The following is a 15564-nucleotide window of genomic DNA, read 5'->3' as shown; positions in this document are numbered from 1 at the left end:
GTCTTACTCCGCTGCGACCATCGAAAGGGGTTTGAATTCGTGGGCGTCAACGCCCTCGGATGCGCGTTCGGCCCATGGGTCTTTCTGGGCGGTTTGCTGACTGATCATGAAGCGATCAAACAGGGCCTTGCGGTTTTCGGCATCATCCACAACGCGTTCCTGAACATGTTTCAGACCAACGCGTTCGATCCACGGTGCGGTGCGTTCCAGATAACGGGCCTCTTCGCGGTAAAGCTGGATGAAGGCACCGCAATATTCCTTGACCTCTTCATCGGTTGTGACCTTGCACAGAAGTTCGGTCGCGCGGACATGGATGCCGCCATTGCCGCCAACATGCAAATCCCAGCCGCCATCGGTTGCCACCACGCCGAAATCCTTGATGGTTGCTTCGGCACAGTTGCGCGGACAGCCCGATACAGCCATTTTGAACTTGTGGGGCATCCAGGATCCCCAGGTCATTTTTTCAAGTTCGACCCCCATGCTCATCGACATCTGGGTGCCGAAACGACACCATTCCTGTCCGACGCATGTTTTGACAGTCCGAAGCGATTTGCCATAGGCATGACCCGATACCATGCCTGCGGCATTAAGATCGGCCCAGACCGCCGGCAGGTCTTCCTTTTTCACACCCAAAAGATCAATGCGCTGACCGCCGGTAACCTTGACCGTCGGGATGTCGAATTTATCGGCGACATCGGCAATTGCGCGCAATTCGCGCGGGTTGGTCAGGCCACCCCACATGCGCGGCACCACGGAATAGGTGCCGTCTTTCTGGATGTTGGCATGCACGCGTTCATTGATGAAACGTGATGCGCCATGATCGACATATTCCCCCGGCCATGCAGCCAGAAGGTAATAGTTCAATGCCGGGCGGCAAACATGGCACCCATCGGATGATTTCCATTCCAGTTCCTGCATGATTGCCGGCATCGATTTAAGACCCTTGGCAATGATCAGGCGGCGCACGCTGTCATGATCATGATCGGTACAGGTGCAGATCGGCTTGACCGTTGCGGCCTGATACTCACCGCCAAGGGTCGCCGCAAGCAGGTTTTCAACCAGCCCTGCACATGATCCGCAGGACGCCGACGCCTTGGTGTGGCCTTTGACTTCATCAAGGGTCGTCAGGCCCTTTTCGGTGATGGCAGAAACGATGGAACCTTTGCAAACGCCGTTACAGCCACAAATTTCTGCGTCATCTGGCAGGGCTGCAACGGCGTCAAGAGGGTTTCCGGCAGATCCCCCGGCAAACGCCTGACCAAAGGCAAGGGTGTCACGCAGTTCCGTAACATCCTGTCCGTCCTTCATCAGCTGGAAATACCAGCCGCCATCGGTGGTATCGCCGTAAAGAACCGCGCCCTTGATCTTGCCGTCTTCAAGGACGATGCGTTTGTAAACACCGCGTCCGGCATCGCGGAACACGATTTCTTCTGTATTGCCGCCACCTGAAAAATCACCGGCGGAAAAGACATCAACACCCGTGACCTTAAGTTTGGTCGAGGTGACCGACCCGGCGTAGCCATCGGTCTCAATCTCTGTCAAATGATCGGCACAGGATTTCGCCATTTCAAACAGCGGTGCGACAAGGCCATAACACTGGCCGCGATGCTGTACGCATTCGCCAACCGCAAAGATCGCCGGATCACTGGTGGTCATGACATCGTCAACGACAATGCCACGTTCGACTGCGATGCCGGTGTCTGCGGCAAGGCGCCCGTTGGGGCGAATGCCAACAGCCATGACCACCAGATCAGCCGGGATCATGCGTCCGTCCTTAAGACGCACGCCGGTTACGGTTTCCGTTCCGACGATTTCGGCGGTGTCCGCCTCGGTAATTACAGTGATGCCGCGCCGTTCAAGTTCCTGTGCCAAAAGGTAACCCGCCGACGGATCAAGCTGGCGTTCCATGACGTGCCCTGCCAGATGCAAAACCGTCACATCCATGCCGCGTGCCTGAAGCCCGACCGCGGCTTCAAGACCCAAAAGCCCGCCGCCAATCACAACGGCTGGACCGCCCTTGGCCGCAGCACCCAGCATGACGTCAACATCATCGACATCGCGGAAGGTAACAACGCCAGAAAGTTTGTGGCCGGGAACCGGAATGATGATCGGGTCCGAACCGGTTGCAAGCAACAGGCGGTCATATTCGGTTTCCGTACCGCTTTTGGAAATGACGACCTTGCGGATACGGTCAATTTCAACAACCGGGTCGCCGGAATAAAGATGGATGTTGTTTTCGCGATACCATTCCGGGGTGTTGATGACGATTTCGTCAAAATTCTTTTCGCCCGACAGCAGGGGCGAAAGCATGATGCGGTTATAGTTCACGCGCGGTTCGGCACCGAAAACCGTGATGTCGTATTTGTCCGGTGCGCGGTTCAGGATTTCTTCGACCGTTCTCATACCGGCCATGCCGTTGCCAATGACAATCAGGCGGGATTTTGCGGCTTTTATGTTTGCAGGGACGTGGTTCATTTGTCTCTGGCTCCTCGTCGCGGGATGCGAAGTTGGCACAAAAAAAACGCCCGATGCGGCCTGCTCTTTTAAAAGGCATTTCGCAACGGACGTCGTTATCCGGTGAACCCGTCTTTGGATTCTTTATATATGCAATCGGCTTTTCGGCCGGAGCCGCAGGCGACACTGCCCGCGCTCATACTTCGATATATTCAAGTCCCGTGCCAGAATGGAAAACGGGGAAAATTATCTTGCAACCGTCTGTAATTTAACGGGGATTGCAATCCGGATGGTTGAGTTGTGATGCGGGGAATAATCGTATCTGATTAAAAAATAAACAGTGCAAAATTGATAAGATTAAAAAATGTGCAAAATTGCGAAATTTGCAAAAATCCAAAATCGCTGTTTGCAGGCGCGTTCGTCCAAAACCATTGGATTCCAGCAATTTGCAGATTTTATCCCGCATCGCGAAAAAACTGGCGCGCTGTTTGCAGCATGTCATCCTGTGTGAGCAGCTTTGACGAAAGCAGGCCCAACGACGGGTGGCTCACAGTTCTTCGTCCAACGGCGGACGATCAGACGTTTGGAACAGCAGCGCGATGGACGCGCAGCCTTTCCGATACGAATGACGGGTCGCCTGCGGAATCCATCAGATGAAGCAAGAGGCCCATGGGGAAAAACCGTCGGTCGTACACAGCATCTCGCAAGCTCTGCGCGACCTAAACGAAGGGCTTCACATTATGGAAATCAAGAACAAGGCTACACGCATAAATCTTTTCAGTCTCAAGACTGTTCAGATGCGGACTTTTCACCTGACCTGGCTTTCATTCTTCCTGTGCTTCTTTGGCTGGTTCGGGATCGCGCCGTTGATGCCGCTGGTGCGCGATGATCTTGGACTTACCAAAAGCGAAATCGGCAGCACCATCATTGCATCGGTTGCCATCACGGTTCTGGTGCGGCTTTTGATCGGGCCGCTTTGCGACAAGATCGGCCCGCGCAAGACCTATACCGGGCTTCTGGTTCTGGGGTCGCTTCCGGTCATGCTGATCGGTCTTGCTGACAGCTATGAAACCTTCCTTTTGGCGCGTCTTGCCATCGGGGCGATCGGGGCATCCTTTGTGATTACCCAGTATCATACATCCATGATGTTTGCCCCCAATGTCGTCGGCACGGCAAATGCCACGACGGCCGGCTGGGGTAACCTTGGCGGTGGTGTCACCCAGATGGTCATGCCGCTGATCCTTGCCATGGTGCTCGGTTTCGGGGTTGCGGAAACCATGGGCTGGCGTTTGGCGATGGTGTTCCCGGGTGCGATCATGCTGGTGGTTGCCGCCCTGTACTGGAAATTCACCACGGATTGCCCGGAAGGTAACTATGACGAGATGCGCAAAAGCGGCGCGCTCAAACCCGAAGATGATACAGCCGGTGCTGCCAAGGGCATGATGGCCGCGGTTTCCGATTATCGCGTTTGGGCATTGTTCCTGGTCTATGCTGCCTGCTTTGGCGTTGAACTGACCATCAACAACATTGCGGCGATCTATTTCTTCGACAAGTTTGAACTGTCGCTGGCAACGGCGGGCATGATTGCCGGTCTGTTTGGTCTGATGAACATCTTTGCCCGCACGCTGGGCGGGGTGTTTTCCGATAAGTTTGCCGCCAAGGGTGGCCTTTCTGGTCGCGTCAAATTCCTGTTCATGGCGCTGTTCATCGAAGGTGTCGCACTTGTTGCCTTCTCCCAGATGGAAGCACTGGCTGTTGCGGTTGCCGTGATGATCGTCTTCTCGCTGTTTGTGCAGATGTCCGAAGGTGCAACTTTCGGGATCGTACCGTTTGTCAATCGCAAGGCACTGGGTTCGGTTGCCGGTATCGTTGGTGCCGGTGGCAATGCCGGTGCGGTTGCGGCGGGCTTCCTGTTCAAGTCCGAAGAACTTACCTATCAGGAAGGGCTTCTGTATCTGGGCTGTGCCGTGATCGTTTGCTCGTTCGCGGCTCTGGCGGTGCGGTTCTCAGCTGCGACCCAGGCCGAGGAAAAAGCACGGTTTGAAAGCGCACAGGCCGAACGCCTTGCTGCGTCATCACCGGCACAGGCAGTACCGGCGGAATAAGGTTTCCGCCAATCAGATCTTTTCGGGATGCGGTGGATATCGCATCCCGGACACCAATCCGGATCCGAAAACGGGACGGAAATTAAAAACAAAAGAGAGACGCGACCACCCGGGTTGTCAGGGAGTTAGAGTTAATTTTGGTAAAGCTGGAAGAATATAACATTCTGGTAATTGACGAGAATCCCGATCGCGCAGCCATTGTCGAACGTGGCCTGGTCGAAAGCGGATATGCCCGCGTCGCCCGTATCGGGACGTCACATAATCTGGTCGAACGCATTCAGGCGCTGGCGCCTGATATCATCATTATTGATCTGGAAAACCCGGACCGTGACACGCTTGAACAGATGTTTCAGGTGTCGCGCGCCATTGCCCGCCCGATCGCGATGTTTGTTGATCAAAGCGACGCCTCAATGATCCAGGAAGCCGTATCGGCCGGGGTCAGTGCCTATGTGGTGGACGGTCTGCGACAGGACCGCATTCGCCCCATCGTCGAAATGGCGATATCGCGCTTCAATGTTTTTGATCAGCTCAGACGCGAACGCGACGAGGCGCAGGCAAAACTCAATGAACGCAAACTGATCGAACGGGCCAAAGGCATCCTGATGAAGGAAAAAGGCCTGTCCGAAGAAGATTCTTATGCGCTGCTGCGCAAGAACGCCATGAAACAGAATCGCAAGATTTACGAGATCGCCCAAAGCGTCATCACGGCGTTTCAGTTGGAGTTTTGAGGAATGGCTGAAAAGGTTCGTCTTGGTTTTGTCCCGCTTGTTGATTGCGCCATACCGGTTGTCGCGCGCGCGATGGGCTTTGCCGAGCAGGAAAATATTGATCTGGAACTGGTCCGTGAAATGTCATGGGCGGCCATTCGCGACAAGCTTTCCTATGGCGTGTTCGAAGCAGCCCATCTTCTGGCAGGCATCCCGATTGCCGCCCGTCTTGGCCTTGGCGGGGTCCCGGTTCAGCATATTGTCGTGCCGATGGCATTGGGGCGCGGGGGAAATGCGATCACGGTTTCAACCAGATTGTATCAGCGCATGCTTGAAGCCGACCCGGCGGCAATGCATGGCCCGCGCGGACTTTCAGGCCGCGCCCTTAAAAAGGTGATTGATGAAGATCGCGCCGCGGGTCGGCCGGTCATGTCCTTTGCGACGGTATTTCCGTTCTCCAGCCATAATTACGAGCTGCGCTACTGGATGGCGGCGGCCGGGATCGATCCGGATCGGGATGTGAATATCGGTGTGATTGCCCCGCCGCGCATGTTTGACAGTCTGCGCAATGGCTGGGTCGATGGTTATTGCGTGGGTGAGCCCTGGAACCAGCGCGCGGTATTTCATGGCGATGGCGTGATTGTCGCGCTTAAGGATGATATCTGGCCGCGCAGCCCGGAAAAGGTTCTGGGCATTCGCGAAGACTGGGTGAATTCCAGCCCGGAAACGGTATCGGGTCTTGTCCGGGCCCTTGTGCGTGCCGCCGAATGGGCCGATCAGCCGGGCAACCGTTCCGAGCTGGCGCAAATGTTGTCCGAAGAATCCAATGTCGGCGCGCCCTATGAAATTCTTAAGGCGTCGCTGGGCGGGCGGCCGGTTCTGCGCCCGGGCGAAGCCCCGACCGATATCCCCGATCGCCATGTGTTTTATCGCTATACCGCTACTTTCCCGTGGCTGTCACAGGGAAGCTGGGTGGGGACACAGATGAAACGCTGGGGACAGGTGCCCGCAGATTCCGATCTTAATTCCGTGGTGCGCCAGGTTTATCGCCCCGATCTGTATCGCGCGGCGGTGGCTGATCTTGATGTCGCAGTGCCCAAACATGACTGGCGGGTCGAAGGCGCAAATGATGCCGATGACCGGTCCTTTGTCGGGCCCGACAGTTTCCTTGATAATACGGTTTTTGATCCAGAAAAGGTCAGCTGATCGGCGCTATCGGGAAGACGGACGCTGGGTCAGGTGCCAAAACTGTCCGTGCGGAAAACGCCCGGGCGGACCGCATCGATGGCCTCCATGATCTGGCCGGGAATGAATACCCGGAAAGTCGCGCCCTGACCTGGCGGGCTTTCAGCCCATATTTTGCCCTGGCAATGTTCGACAACATGGCGGGCAATCGCCAGTCCAAGGCCCGACCCGGATGGTTTGGGCTGATCATCGGCATATTTGCCGCTGCGTGAAAACTTGTCGAAGATGGTTTCAAGTTCAGTCTGGGCAACCCCGCGGCCATTATCGGTAATCGACACCAGATATCCGCCATCCATGGCCTCGCCGCGTACGGTCACGCTGGGATGGTCGGGATCGGCAAATTTGGCGGCATTGGACAGAAGATTGATAAACACCTGTGTCAGACGGTCGCGATCAACATGCAGCAATACCGACTGACGTGAAAACTCGGTCGTCAGCTGCACGGCGCGACTGTCAAACAGTCCCTTGACCGCTTCGACACTTTCATCAAGCACGGTACGCGGATCGACATCAACTGCGCGCCAGTCTGAATGTCCGGCTTCAAGCCGGGCCAGATCAAGATGGTCATCAATCAGACGGGTCAGGCGTTCGCTTTCGCGGACAATGATCGACAGGAAATGTTCGACCTTGTCATGTTCAAGGTTGGGGGTATCGACCAGAATTTCCGAAAATGACCGGATCGATGTCAAAGGTGTCCGGAATTCATGGCTGACCATGGTCAGGAATTCATCCTTGAGCCGGTCAAGCTCCTTGAGCCGGTCATTGGCGGCCCGCAATTCGGCGGCGGCTTTTTCCAGTTCATGGGATTTTTGTTCAAGCCGTTGGGAATATTCGATCACATGCGATGTTTCTTCAAGGATCTCAAGGACTTCTTCAAGGCTGACCATTTCGCCCTTGGCAACCGATGACACCATCACGCGCGCCGATGCCGCCCCGATGGACCCGGCAAGCAATCGTTCGGTAAAGGCGATCATATCGGCATCTGCTTCGCCCTTGCCGCGCCAGGATGTGTCTTTTTCCCAACCAAATTCGCGGAACGAATGAAAGGCGCGTTCGCGTCCCAGAAACCGTTCAACCAGCTCATACAGATCATCAATCGATGCCGATGACCGCCAGATCACCGTATCCTGGCCTTTGCGCGAAAAGGCATCGACAAACAGGGTCGCCTGAATACGTTCAAGCGCGCTTGGCTGGGTGAACAGGCTGATCAGCACGTAAAAGGCGGTATTAAGTGAAATCGACCAGATCAGCGCATGGGTCAGCGGGGCAAATCCGGTCAGGCCCAGCAGGTTTTCGGGCCGCAACCACGGATGCCCGAATGCGCCGTTCTGGATCAGGGCCGGGTCCATCCAGCCACTATCGGCAAGGGATGGCAGCAACAGGGTATATCCCCACAGCGCAAAGCCGACGACAAGCCCGACCTGTGCGCCGGTTTTGGTGCCGCCTTTCCAGTAAAGGCCACCAATCATGATCGGAATGAATTGCGCGGTGGCAGCAAAGGAAATCAGTCCGATTTCGGCCAGTGCATCGGTGGCGCCCGCCGACCGGTAATAGGCAAAGCCCAAAAACACCACGACAACAATCGATGCGCGGCGGATGAAAATCAAAAGTCCGGTCAGATCATCGCGTTCGGTCAGACGCAGCGGCTTGATGCGCAAAAGTGCGGGGACAATCAGGTCATTACAAACCATGGTCGACAATGCGATGGTGGCAACAATCACCATGCTTGTGCTGGCCGAAAGCCCGCCGACATAGGCCAGCAATGCCAGCATCGACTGGTTTTCAAACAGTGGCACGGAAATGACGAAAAAGTCCGGGTCCGCCCAGGCGGGCAGGGCGCCAAGCCCGGCAAGGGCGATGGGCAACACAAACAGGTTCATCAACAACAGATAAAGCGGAAAGGCCCAGCTGGCCGTGGCAAGATGGCGTTCATCGACATTTTCAACAATGATCACCTGAAACTGGCGGGGCAGACACAGGATTGCCGCCATCGACAGCATCATAAGCGTCAGCCAGCGCGGCGCGCTGTCTTCGCGCAAAAGCAGCAATTGCGCCGTATCGGGATTGGCCGCGGCCTGTGCAAACAGATCACCGATCCCGCCATACATCACAAAGCAGACAAAAATACCGACCGCAAGAAGGGCGAACATCTTTACCAGGCTTTCAAAGGCGATGGCGGCAACCATGCCTTCGTGATGTTCGTCGGCATCAATGAAGCGCGTGCCAAACAGAATGCCAAATAGCGCGAGACCAAGGGCCGCCCAGAAGCCGCTATCGGAAAAGATCGAAAGACTGTGCTGCGCGGTATCGACCATACCATGGTCCCAGACGGTCAAAACCGTATAGCTGGTTGCAATCGCCTTGAGCTGAAGCGCGATATAGGGCGTGGTGCCAACAACAGCGATCAGGGTGACAAGCACGGAAAGCTGGGTGCTTTTGCCGTAACGCGATGAAATGAAGTCGGCGATGGAGGTGATGCGATGGGCCTTGGAAATGCGCAGCATCTTGCGCAACAAAAACCACCAGCCCAGGAAAATCACTGTCGGACCAAGATAGATCGTCAGATATTCCAGCCCGTTGCGTGCCGCCGTTCCGACCGCGCCATAAAATGTCCAGGATGTGCAGTAAACCGCAATCGACAGGGTATAGACCGTCGGATTCCGGACCCAGGAATGCCCATCACGGGCCCGTTTGTCGCCCCACCAGGCAATGGTGTAAAGCAGCCCGACATAAAACAGCGAAACGAAAATCACCAGTTCCGAGGACAGCATTTTTTATCGCCCCTCGGATTGTGCCGCGTTGCGCAAGGCCCGCGTCAACAGCGCGCAAAATATGATCAGAATTCCCCAGCCGGCAAAGAAATAGACAAACAGGATCGGCAACCCGAATACCATGCCATCAAGGGAAAACATCCCGACAAGTGGTGGTATCCAGAGAAACAGGGCGACCAGCATCAAGGCAAGCGCACGTTCTGTCAGTCTGCGGGGTGGCGTGATGGGAATGTCTCCTGATTGTCGGTCGGAAAACGGTCTTTTTGCGGTGTTTTCAGTTATCTGCCCGTTCAAGCAGGGCGCGCACCCGCGACACCACATCGCGGGTCGAAAACGGCTTGGTGACAAAATCGTCAACGCCAAGTTCCAGCCCCTTGCGCCGGTCGACTTCGCGGGTCTTGGCCGTCAGCATCATGATCGGGATCAGTTTGGTATTGGCATCACTGCGCACCGCGCGCACGACTTCGAACCCGTCACAGCCGGGCATCATGACATCAAGCAAAACCATGTCTGGCGCATCGCGGGCGATCATGGAAATCGCGGTCTGGCCGTCGGTGGCCACACGCACGTCATAGCCTTCCTTTTCCATAAGAAAGCTTAGGGATTCGACAATGGTTTCCTCATCTTCAGCAATCAGGACCTTTGGTCTCTCATTCAAGGACATTCTCCCCGATTTTTCTGATTCTTATGATGGTAATCCTATCTGTTAATTTAAGGAATTATAATGCTACTTTGGGTGGGGGCAAATCTGGCGGGTTTGTGCGGTTGCCAGCCGGGAAAATGCCGGTGAAAACAACCCGCGGTTCCGACCGTGCGCGCCATTACGCCCGACTGGACCGGCCATCGGCGGTGTCAGACATTTCATAGGCGCGCTGTGCGCAATCTTCACGCGGGCACTGGCGACAGGCAATGCCGACCGGAACGGCGGATTCCGGACGTTCAAGCGGCAAGGCATCGGCATAGATCACTTCATTGGCAAATGCCGTGTCGCAGCCGATCATGACCGAATGAACCGATTGCGGCGTGCCATAGCCACCAGCCCCGGTGCGCAAGGCCCGGGCCACAAACAGATATTCGCTGTTGTCAGGCAGGCGCACGAATTGCGAAATCACCCGTTCCGGCGCCAGATATGCCTCATGCACGGCCCATCGCGGGCAGGCGCCGCCATATCGTGGCAATTGCAGGCCGGATGCTGAAAACCGTTTGGAAATATTGCCGGCAATGTCGGTGCGGATCAGGTGAAAAGGCACGCCTTCTGCGCCGGGGCGTCGCAATGTGGTCAGCCGGTGGCAGATTTGCTCCCAGCTTGCCGCATAGCGTTGCTGAAGCAATTCGATGTCGTGGCGCAGGTCGTGCGCATCGGCCAGAAACGCATCATAGGGCAGGATAAGTGCCGCCGCGCAATAGGATATCAACGCCTCATAGGCGCGCATGCGTCCGGCATCGCTGCTGATATTGGCGGTGGCAAGAACCGCATTGACCGTATCGCCTGCTTCAAGTTTGCAGATGGTGCGGGCGGCCTGAAACCGGGCCGATGTGATGGGAAGGGCGCGCGAAATGCGCAGCGTTTTTTGTTCTGTGTCCCAGTGATATCCGTTGGTGGCAAAGTCTTCGGACGGCAGGCGTTCGACCCGGATATTATGCGCGCTTTCAAGGTAATTGATCAAATCGGTCAGATAAAGCCCGCCATCGGGATCAATCTCGGGGCGCAGTCTGGCGGCACTGTCTTCGAGGGCGGGAAAGTAGTTGGCATTGTCATAAAGCAGATCATCGACTTCTTCGGCCGGGTTGTTGGCCGGGCGTCCGGCATTTCCGCGTTCAAGAAAGTTGAAAATCTCGGTCGCGGATTCCGCCAGCCGATGGGATTCCTTGACCAGTGTCGCGTTGAACCGGGCGCGCTGTTGCGGTGACAGGTTGTCATAATCATCAAAAATCTCGGCAACTGTGCGGATCGATGTGATCCGCGTCAGGATCGAATGGCTGGCCTCGGTCAGGAACGGATCATGGCTCAGGCGTTCCGACAGGGCGTCGACCTCGTCAAGGCCGCTGCGATAGGCACGGTACAGGGCAAGAAACGCGCTGATCATTCCCGGTGCGGCTGCAATCATCGCAGGGAATTCGCGGCTTTCGATCGGGGTATTGTAAAAAACCGGATCGGATGCGGCTTCGCTCAGATCTGCAAGCAGGCGGCCTTCTTCTGATCCCGACAAGGTGTGGGGATGGATGTCGAGAATGGCTGCGATCCGCATCAGCAACCCGCCGCCGATTGATCGGCGGTTATGTTCAATCAGGTTCAGATAGCTCGGCGAAATCCCGGCGGCTTTTGCCAGGGCATTTTGCGTCATGCCGATATCTTTGCGGCGGCCGCGAATGCGGTGTCCGATGGGGGCCTGGCGGGACATGTGGCAACCTCAATCTTGACAAAATTTACAAATTTTCATCTCTCTCGCCGATATATTTACAAAAAAATCGTTATATATCAACTCAGTGTTGATTAGTTTTCAGAACGTGCCCATTGTTTTGACAGGTCGTGAAAAAAACCAACCAGAAAACAGACCTCAGATTTCTCTGAAACAGATCCCAAGACATTGGGGAGGAAAACCATGTCGGAGACTAAAAATACCCGAAATGTAACTCGTCGTACGATCCTGAAGGGGACAGCTGCGACGACCGGTGCGGCGCTGATCGGTGGCACGTTCCCGATGCATTTCATCAAGAATGCCCACGCCCAGACTTTCCGTGGCGATCCGGGTAGTTCAGGCAGTGTGAAACTCGGCTTCAACGTACCGCAGACCGGTCCGTATGCCGACGAAGGCGCTGACGAATTGCGTGCCTATCAGCTTGCGGTCAAGCACCTGAATGGTGAAGGTGACGGCGGCATGCTCAACACCATCAAGCCGCTTGAACTCAAAGGAAACGGTATTCTCGGCAAGAAGGTCGAGTTCGTGACCGGCGATACCCAGACCAAGTCCGATGCCGCACGTGCATCTGCCAAGCGCATGATCGAAAAAGACAATGTCGCAATGGTTACCGGTGGTTCGTCATCGGGTGTTGCGATTGCCGTTCAGGGTCTTTGCCAGGAAATGGGCGTCATCTTCATGGCGGGTCTTACCCACTCCAACGACACCACGGGCAAGGACAGAAAGCGTTATGGCTTCCGCCACTTCTTCAACGCTTATATGTCCGGTCAGGCAATTGCGCCGGTGCTCAAGGATGAATATGGCACCGATCGCCGCGCCTATCACCTGACGGCAGATTATACCTGGGGCTGGACCCAGGAAGAATCGATCAAGGCCGCGACCGAGAATATCGGTTGGGAAACCGTCAACACCGTCCGGACCCCGGTTGGTGCGGGTGACTTCTCGCAGTATATCACGCCGGTTCTGAACTCGGGTGCGGATGTTCTGATCCTGAACCACTATGGCAAGGACATGGTCAACTCCCTGACCCAGGCGGTTCAGTTCGGTCTGCGTGACAAGCAGGTCAATGGCAAGAACTTCGAAATCGTTGTTCCGCTGTATTCGCGCCTGATGGCACAGGGTGCCGGTGATGCCGCCAAGGGCATTCTGGGGACCACCAACTGGCACTGGTCGCTGACCGATCCGGGTTCGCAGGCCTTTGTCAAATCCTTCGGTCAGGAATACGGCTTCCCGCCGTCCCAGGCTGCACACACCTGCTATGTCCAGACGCTGCTTTATGCAAACGCCTGTGAAATGGCCGGTACGTTCGCACCCTGGGAAGTCATCAAGCAGCTCGAAGGGTTCGAGTTCGATGGCGCGGGCAATGGCCCGACCCTGTACCGTGCGGAAGATCACCAGTGCTTCAAGGATGTTCTTGTGGTGCGTGGTAAACAGGAACCGCAGTCCAACTTTGACCTTCTTGAAGTCGTCAAACAGGTACCGCGTTCGCAGGTTGAGTATCCGGCCGACATGTTCGGTGGGGAGCTTGGCCCGTATCAGGTCTGATACAGCCCAAGTGATGCAAGCAGGGCCGGCCATTTCCCAGTGGTCGGCCCATTTTGCCCCTCAAGATGTCCCAACGGTCTTTTCATTAAGTCCTTTACGAATACGCGGCGGATAACTGATGGACGCTATATTTCTTCAAATTCTCAACGGTCTGGACAAGGGCGGGGCCTATGCGCTGATTGCACTTGGCCTGACTTTGGTGTTCGGCACGCTTGGCGTGGTGAACTTTGCCCATGGCGCCATTTTCATGATGGGCGCCTTTTGTGCTGTTACGCTCGAAAAAATCCTGACCCTGTCTGTGCGGGTCAAGGATGAGTCCGTGACCTTCTTTGATGCCTATAAGGAAACCCCTTATCTCGAAGTCTGGTTCGGTGAAACCGGCAAGGCTATCATTGACTGGTCCGTGCCGCTTTCGATCATACTGGCGATACCCGTGATGCTGTTGATCGGTATTGTGATGGAACGCAGTCTGATCCGGTATTTCTACAAGCGTCCGCACGCCGAACAGATCCTTGTGACTTTTGGTCTGGCCATTGTGTTGCAGGAACTGGTCAAATCCTTCTTCGGGGCCAACCCGATCCCGCAAGGTGCCCCTGATATTGTGGCGGGTTCTGCGGCAATTGGTGCGGTTTTCGGATTGGGTGAGTCGGTTGTCTATCCGTGGTGGCGTCTGATTTATCTGGCCTTCTCGCTTCTGACCATCGGGCTTGTCTTTTCGTTCCTGCATTTCACCACCTATGGGATGGTGGTGCGTGCGGGCATGGCAGACCGTGAAACGGTCGAACTTCTTGGCATCAATATCGAACGGCGATTTACGATTGTGTTTGGCATCGCGGCGGTGGTCGCCGGTCTTGCCGGGGTGATGTACACGCCTGTCCTGCCACCGGATTATCATCTGGGCATGGACTTCCTTGTGCTGTCATTTGTTGTGGTGGTTGTCGGGGGTATGGGCTCCTTGCCCGGTGCGGTGCTTGCAGGCTTCCTGCTTGGCATTCTGCAATCCTTCTCGTCCATGACCGAAGTGAAAGACATCTTCCCGGGCATTGACCAGATCATCATTTACCTTGTTGCCGTCGTCATTCTGCTGACCCGCCCGCGTGGTCTGATGGGTCGTCGGGGCGTGATGGAGAGCTAAAATGACAAACACAAAAATCGTCTCCCCCAAGCAGGACCTTCTTTACATGGCGATCCTGTCGGTGGTGGTCCTGACCATGCCGATCTGGTTGCAGCCATTTGGTGCGGCCTATCCCGATCTGATGCAGAAATTCATGATCTTTGGCATTTTTGCCATCGGCTATAACATTCTGTTCGGGTTGACCGGTTATCTGTCATTCGGGCATGCGGCCTTTCTCGGGGTGGGGTCCTACACCGCTGTCTGGTCGTTCAAGCTGCTGTCGATGAATGTCATTCCGGCTTTGATCTTTGGCACCATCCTTTCGGGTCTGTTTGCTCTTGCCATCGGGTTTGTCAGCTTGCGCCGGTCGGGGATTTACTTCTCGATCCTGACGCTGGCCTTTGCGCAGATGTCCTATAACCTGGCCTATTCGGTGCTGACCCCGATCACCAATGGTGAAACCGGTCTGCAATTGACCCAGGGTGATGCGCGTGTTCTCGACCGGATGGCCGGGATCGAAGCCGATGCGTCGCTTCCGACCCCGAACCTGTTCGGGATCGAAGGGATCGGCTATTCGGGCTTTTATATCTGTGCGGCCCTGATGCTGATTTCGTTCTTTATCTATCTGCGCATTTTCCGTTCGCCCTTCGGGCTTAAACTGCGCGCGATCAAGTCCAACCAGAACCGCATGGGCTATACCGGGTACAATACCCGACCCTATCTGATGACGGCCTTTGTCATTTCGGGGATGTATGCCGGGCTTGCCGGGTCCCTTCTGGCGGTGACCGATCCGCTTGCCGGTGCGGAACGCATGCAGTGGACGGCCTCGGGCGAGGTGGTTCTGATCACCATTCTTGGCGGCGTCGGCACCCTGATCGGTCCGCTGCTTGGTGCGGGTATCATCAAGTATTTCGAAAACATCTTTTCGGCCTTTAACGAGACGGTGCTTCTGAATGCCTTTTCGTTCCTGCCGGACTGGCTGGCGCATCCGGTTGCGGCTGTGGTCGGGTTGTTCGTTGGCGAAGGCTGGCACCTGACCCTTGGTCTGGTCTTCATGCTAATCGTGATCTTCCTGCCAGGTGGTATCATGGAAGGGATCAGCCGTCTTGCACGACTGATCACCAACCGCAACAAGGCCGAACCGAAATCCGGCGCACATGAAAACAAAGAAAAAGAACAAGCATCGGCGGGGGAGGTCTGATC

General features: G+C 55.7%; 11 protein-coding genes. 6 read left to right on the top strand and 5 right to left on the bottom strand.

The features are described from left to right. Window positions 1–3: 3 nt before the first annotated feature. Window positions 4–2475 carry a nitrite reductase large subunit NirB gene (nirB, locus tag CU041_RS12080; protein ID WP_101247129.1) on the bottom strand — a complete coding sequence of 824 codons (2472 nt, stop codon included), beginning with the start codon at window positions 2473–2475 and terminating at the stop codon, window positions 4–6. A gap of 632 nt (window positions 2476–3107) precedes the next feature. Here nirB and CU041_RS12075 point away from each other — a divergent pair. From CU041_RS12075 to CU041_RS12065, 3 genes are all read left to right on the top strand, one after another. Next, window positions 3108–4559 carry an MFS transporter gene (locus tag CU041_RS12075; RefSeq protein WP_233433096.1) on the top strand — a complete coding sequence of 484 codons (1452 nt, stop codon included), beginning with the start codon at window positions 3108–3110 and terminating at the stop codon, window positions 4557–4559. A gap of 137 nt (window positions 4560–4696) precedes the next feature. Then, window positions 4697–5287: an ANTAR domain-containing response regulator gene (locus CU041_RS12070; RefSeq protein ID WP_068516981.1), complete on the top strand. Its 591-nt coding sequence runs from the start codon at window positions 4697–4699 to the stop codon at window positions 5285–5287. 3 nt (window positions 5288–5290) lie between these two features. Next, on the top strand, window positions 5291–6472 hold the full coding sequence (locus CU041_RS12065) for a CmpA/NrtA family ABC transporter substrate-binding protein (protein WP_068516980.1): 1182 nt from the start codon (window positions 5291–5293) through the stop codon (window positions 6470–6472). A gap of 29 nt (window positions 6473–6501) precedes the next feature. Here the strand turns inward: CU041_RS12065 and CU041_RS12060 are convergent, their stop codons facing one another. The 4 genes from CU041_RS12060 to CU041_RS12050 form a co-directional block, all read right to left on the bottom strand. After that, a complete protein-coding gene (locus tag CU041_RS12060) occupies window positions 6502–9282 on the bottom strand; it encodes a sensor histidine kinase (protein WP_101247127.1) in 2781 nt (926 codons plus the stop codon). Window positions 9283–9285: 3 nt separating this feature from the next. Then, a complete protein-coding gene (locus tag CU041_RS20620) occupies window positions 9286–9465 on the bottom strand; it encodes a hypothetical protein (protein WP_068516978.1) in 180 nt (59 codons plus the stop codon). Between the two features lie 91 nt (window positions 9466–9556). Beyond that, on the bottom strand, window positions 9557–9940 hold the full coding sequence (locus CU041_RS12055; RefSeq protein ID WP_369813515.1) for a response regulator transcription factor: 384 nt from the start codon (window positions 9938–9940) through the stop codon (window positions 9557–9559). Window positions 9941–10103: 163 nt separating this feature from the next. Next, window positions 10104–11684, bottom strand: coding sequence for a helix-turn-helix domain-containing protein (locus CU041_RS12050; RefSeq protein WP_101247126.1), 1581 nt, complete (start codon window positions 11682–11684; stop codon window positions 10104–10106). A gap of 201 nt (window positions 11685–11885) precedes the next feature. On the opposite strand from CU041_RS12050, the gene CU041_RS12045 reads away from it, so the two are divergent. From CU041_RS12045 to CU041_RS12035, 3 genes are all read left to right on the top strand, one after another. Then, the gene (locus CU041_RS12045; RefSeq protein WP_114113046.1) at window positions 11886–13247 is read left to right on the top strand and encodes an ABC transporter substrate-binding protein; all 1362 of its coding nucleotides are present in this window, start codon (window positions 11886–11888) and stop codon (window positions 13245–13247) included. A gap of 118 nt (window positions 13248–13365) precedes the next feature. Then, a complete protein-coding gene (locus CU041_RS12040) occupies window positions 13366–14382 on the top strand; it encodes a branched-chain amino acid ABC transporter permease (protein WP_068516975.1) in 1017 nt (338 codons plus the stop codon). A gap of 1 nt (window position 14383) precedes the next feature. Next, window positions 14384–15562, top strand: a complete 1179-nt coding sequence (locus CU041_RS12035) for a branched-chain amino acid ABC transporter permease (protein WP_101247125.1) — start codon at window positions 14384–14386, stop codon at window positions 15560–15562. Window positions 15563–15564 lie beyond the last annotated feature (2 nt).

The sequence above is a fragment of the Thalassospira povalilytica genome (assembly GCF_002844235.1).
Lineage (GTDB): Bacteria > Pseudomonadota > Alphaproteobacteria > Rhodospirillales > Thalassospiraceae > Thalassospira > Thalassospira povalilytica.
The sequence above is the reverse complement of the archived record's forward strand: the minus strand, read 5'-3'. Positions and strand labels throughout refer to the sequence as shown.

Excerpts from the sequence above, each read along its gene's own strand:
- nirB (WP_101247129.1), bottom strand. The coding sequence starts at position 2,475 with ATGAACCACGTCCCTGCAAACATAAAAGCCGCAAAATCCCGCCTGATT.
- CU041_RS12075 (WP_233433096.1), top strand. The coding sequence starts at position 3,108 with ATGAAGCAAGAGGCCCATGGGGAAAAACCGTCGGTCGTACACAGCATC.
- CU041_RS12065 (WP_068516980.1), top strand. The coding sequence starts at position 5,291 with ATGGCTGAAAAGGTTCGTCTTGGTTTTGTCCCGCTTGTTGATTGCGCC.
- CU041_RS12060 (WP_101247127.1), bottom strand. The coding sequence starts at position 9,282 with ATGCTGTCCTCGGAACTGGTGATTTTCGTTTCGCTGTTTTATGTCGGG.
- CU041_RS20620 (WP_068516978.1), bottom strand. The coding sequence starts at position 9,465 with ATGCTGGTCGCCCTGTTTCTCTGGATACCACCACTTGTCGGGATGTTT.
- CU041_RS12050 (WP_101247126.1), bottom strand. The coding sequence starts at position 11,684 with ATGTCCCGCCAGGCCCCCATCGGACACCGCATTCGCGGCCGCCGCAAA.
- CU041_RS12045 (WP_114113046.1), top strand. The coding sequence starts at position 11,886 with ATGTCGGAGACTAAAAATACCCGAAATGTAACTCGTCGTACGATCCTG.
- CU041_RS12040 (WP_068516975.1), top strand. The coding sequence starts at position 13,366 with ATGGACGCTATATTTCTTCAAATTCTCAACGGTCTGGACAAGGGCGGG.
- CU041_RS12035 (WP_101247125.1), top strand. The coding sequence starts at position 14,384 with ATGACAAACACAAAAATCGTCTCCCCCAAGCAGGACCTTCTTTACATG.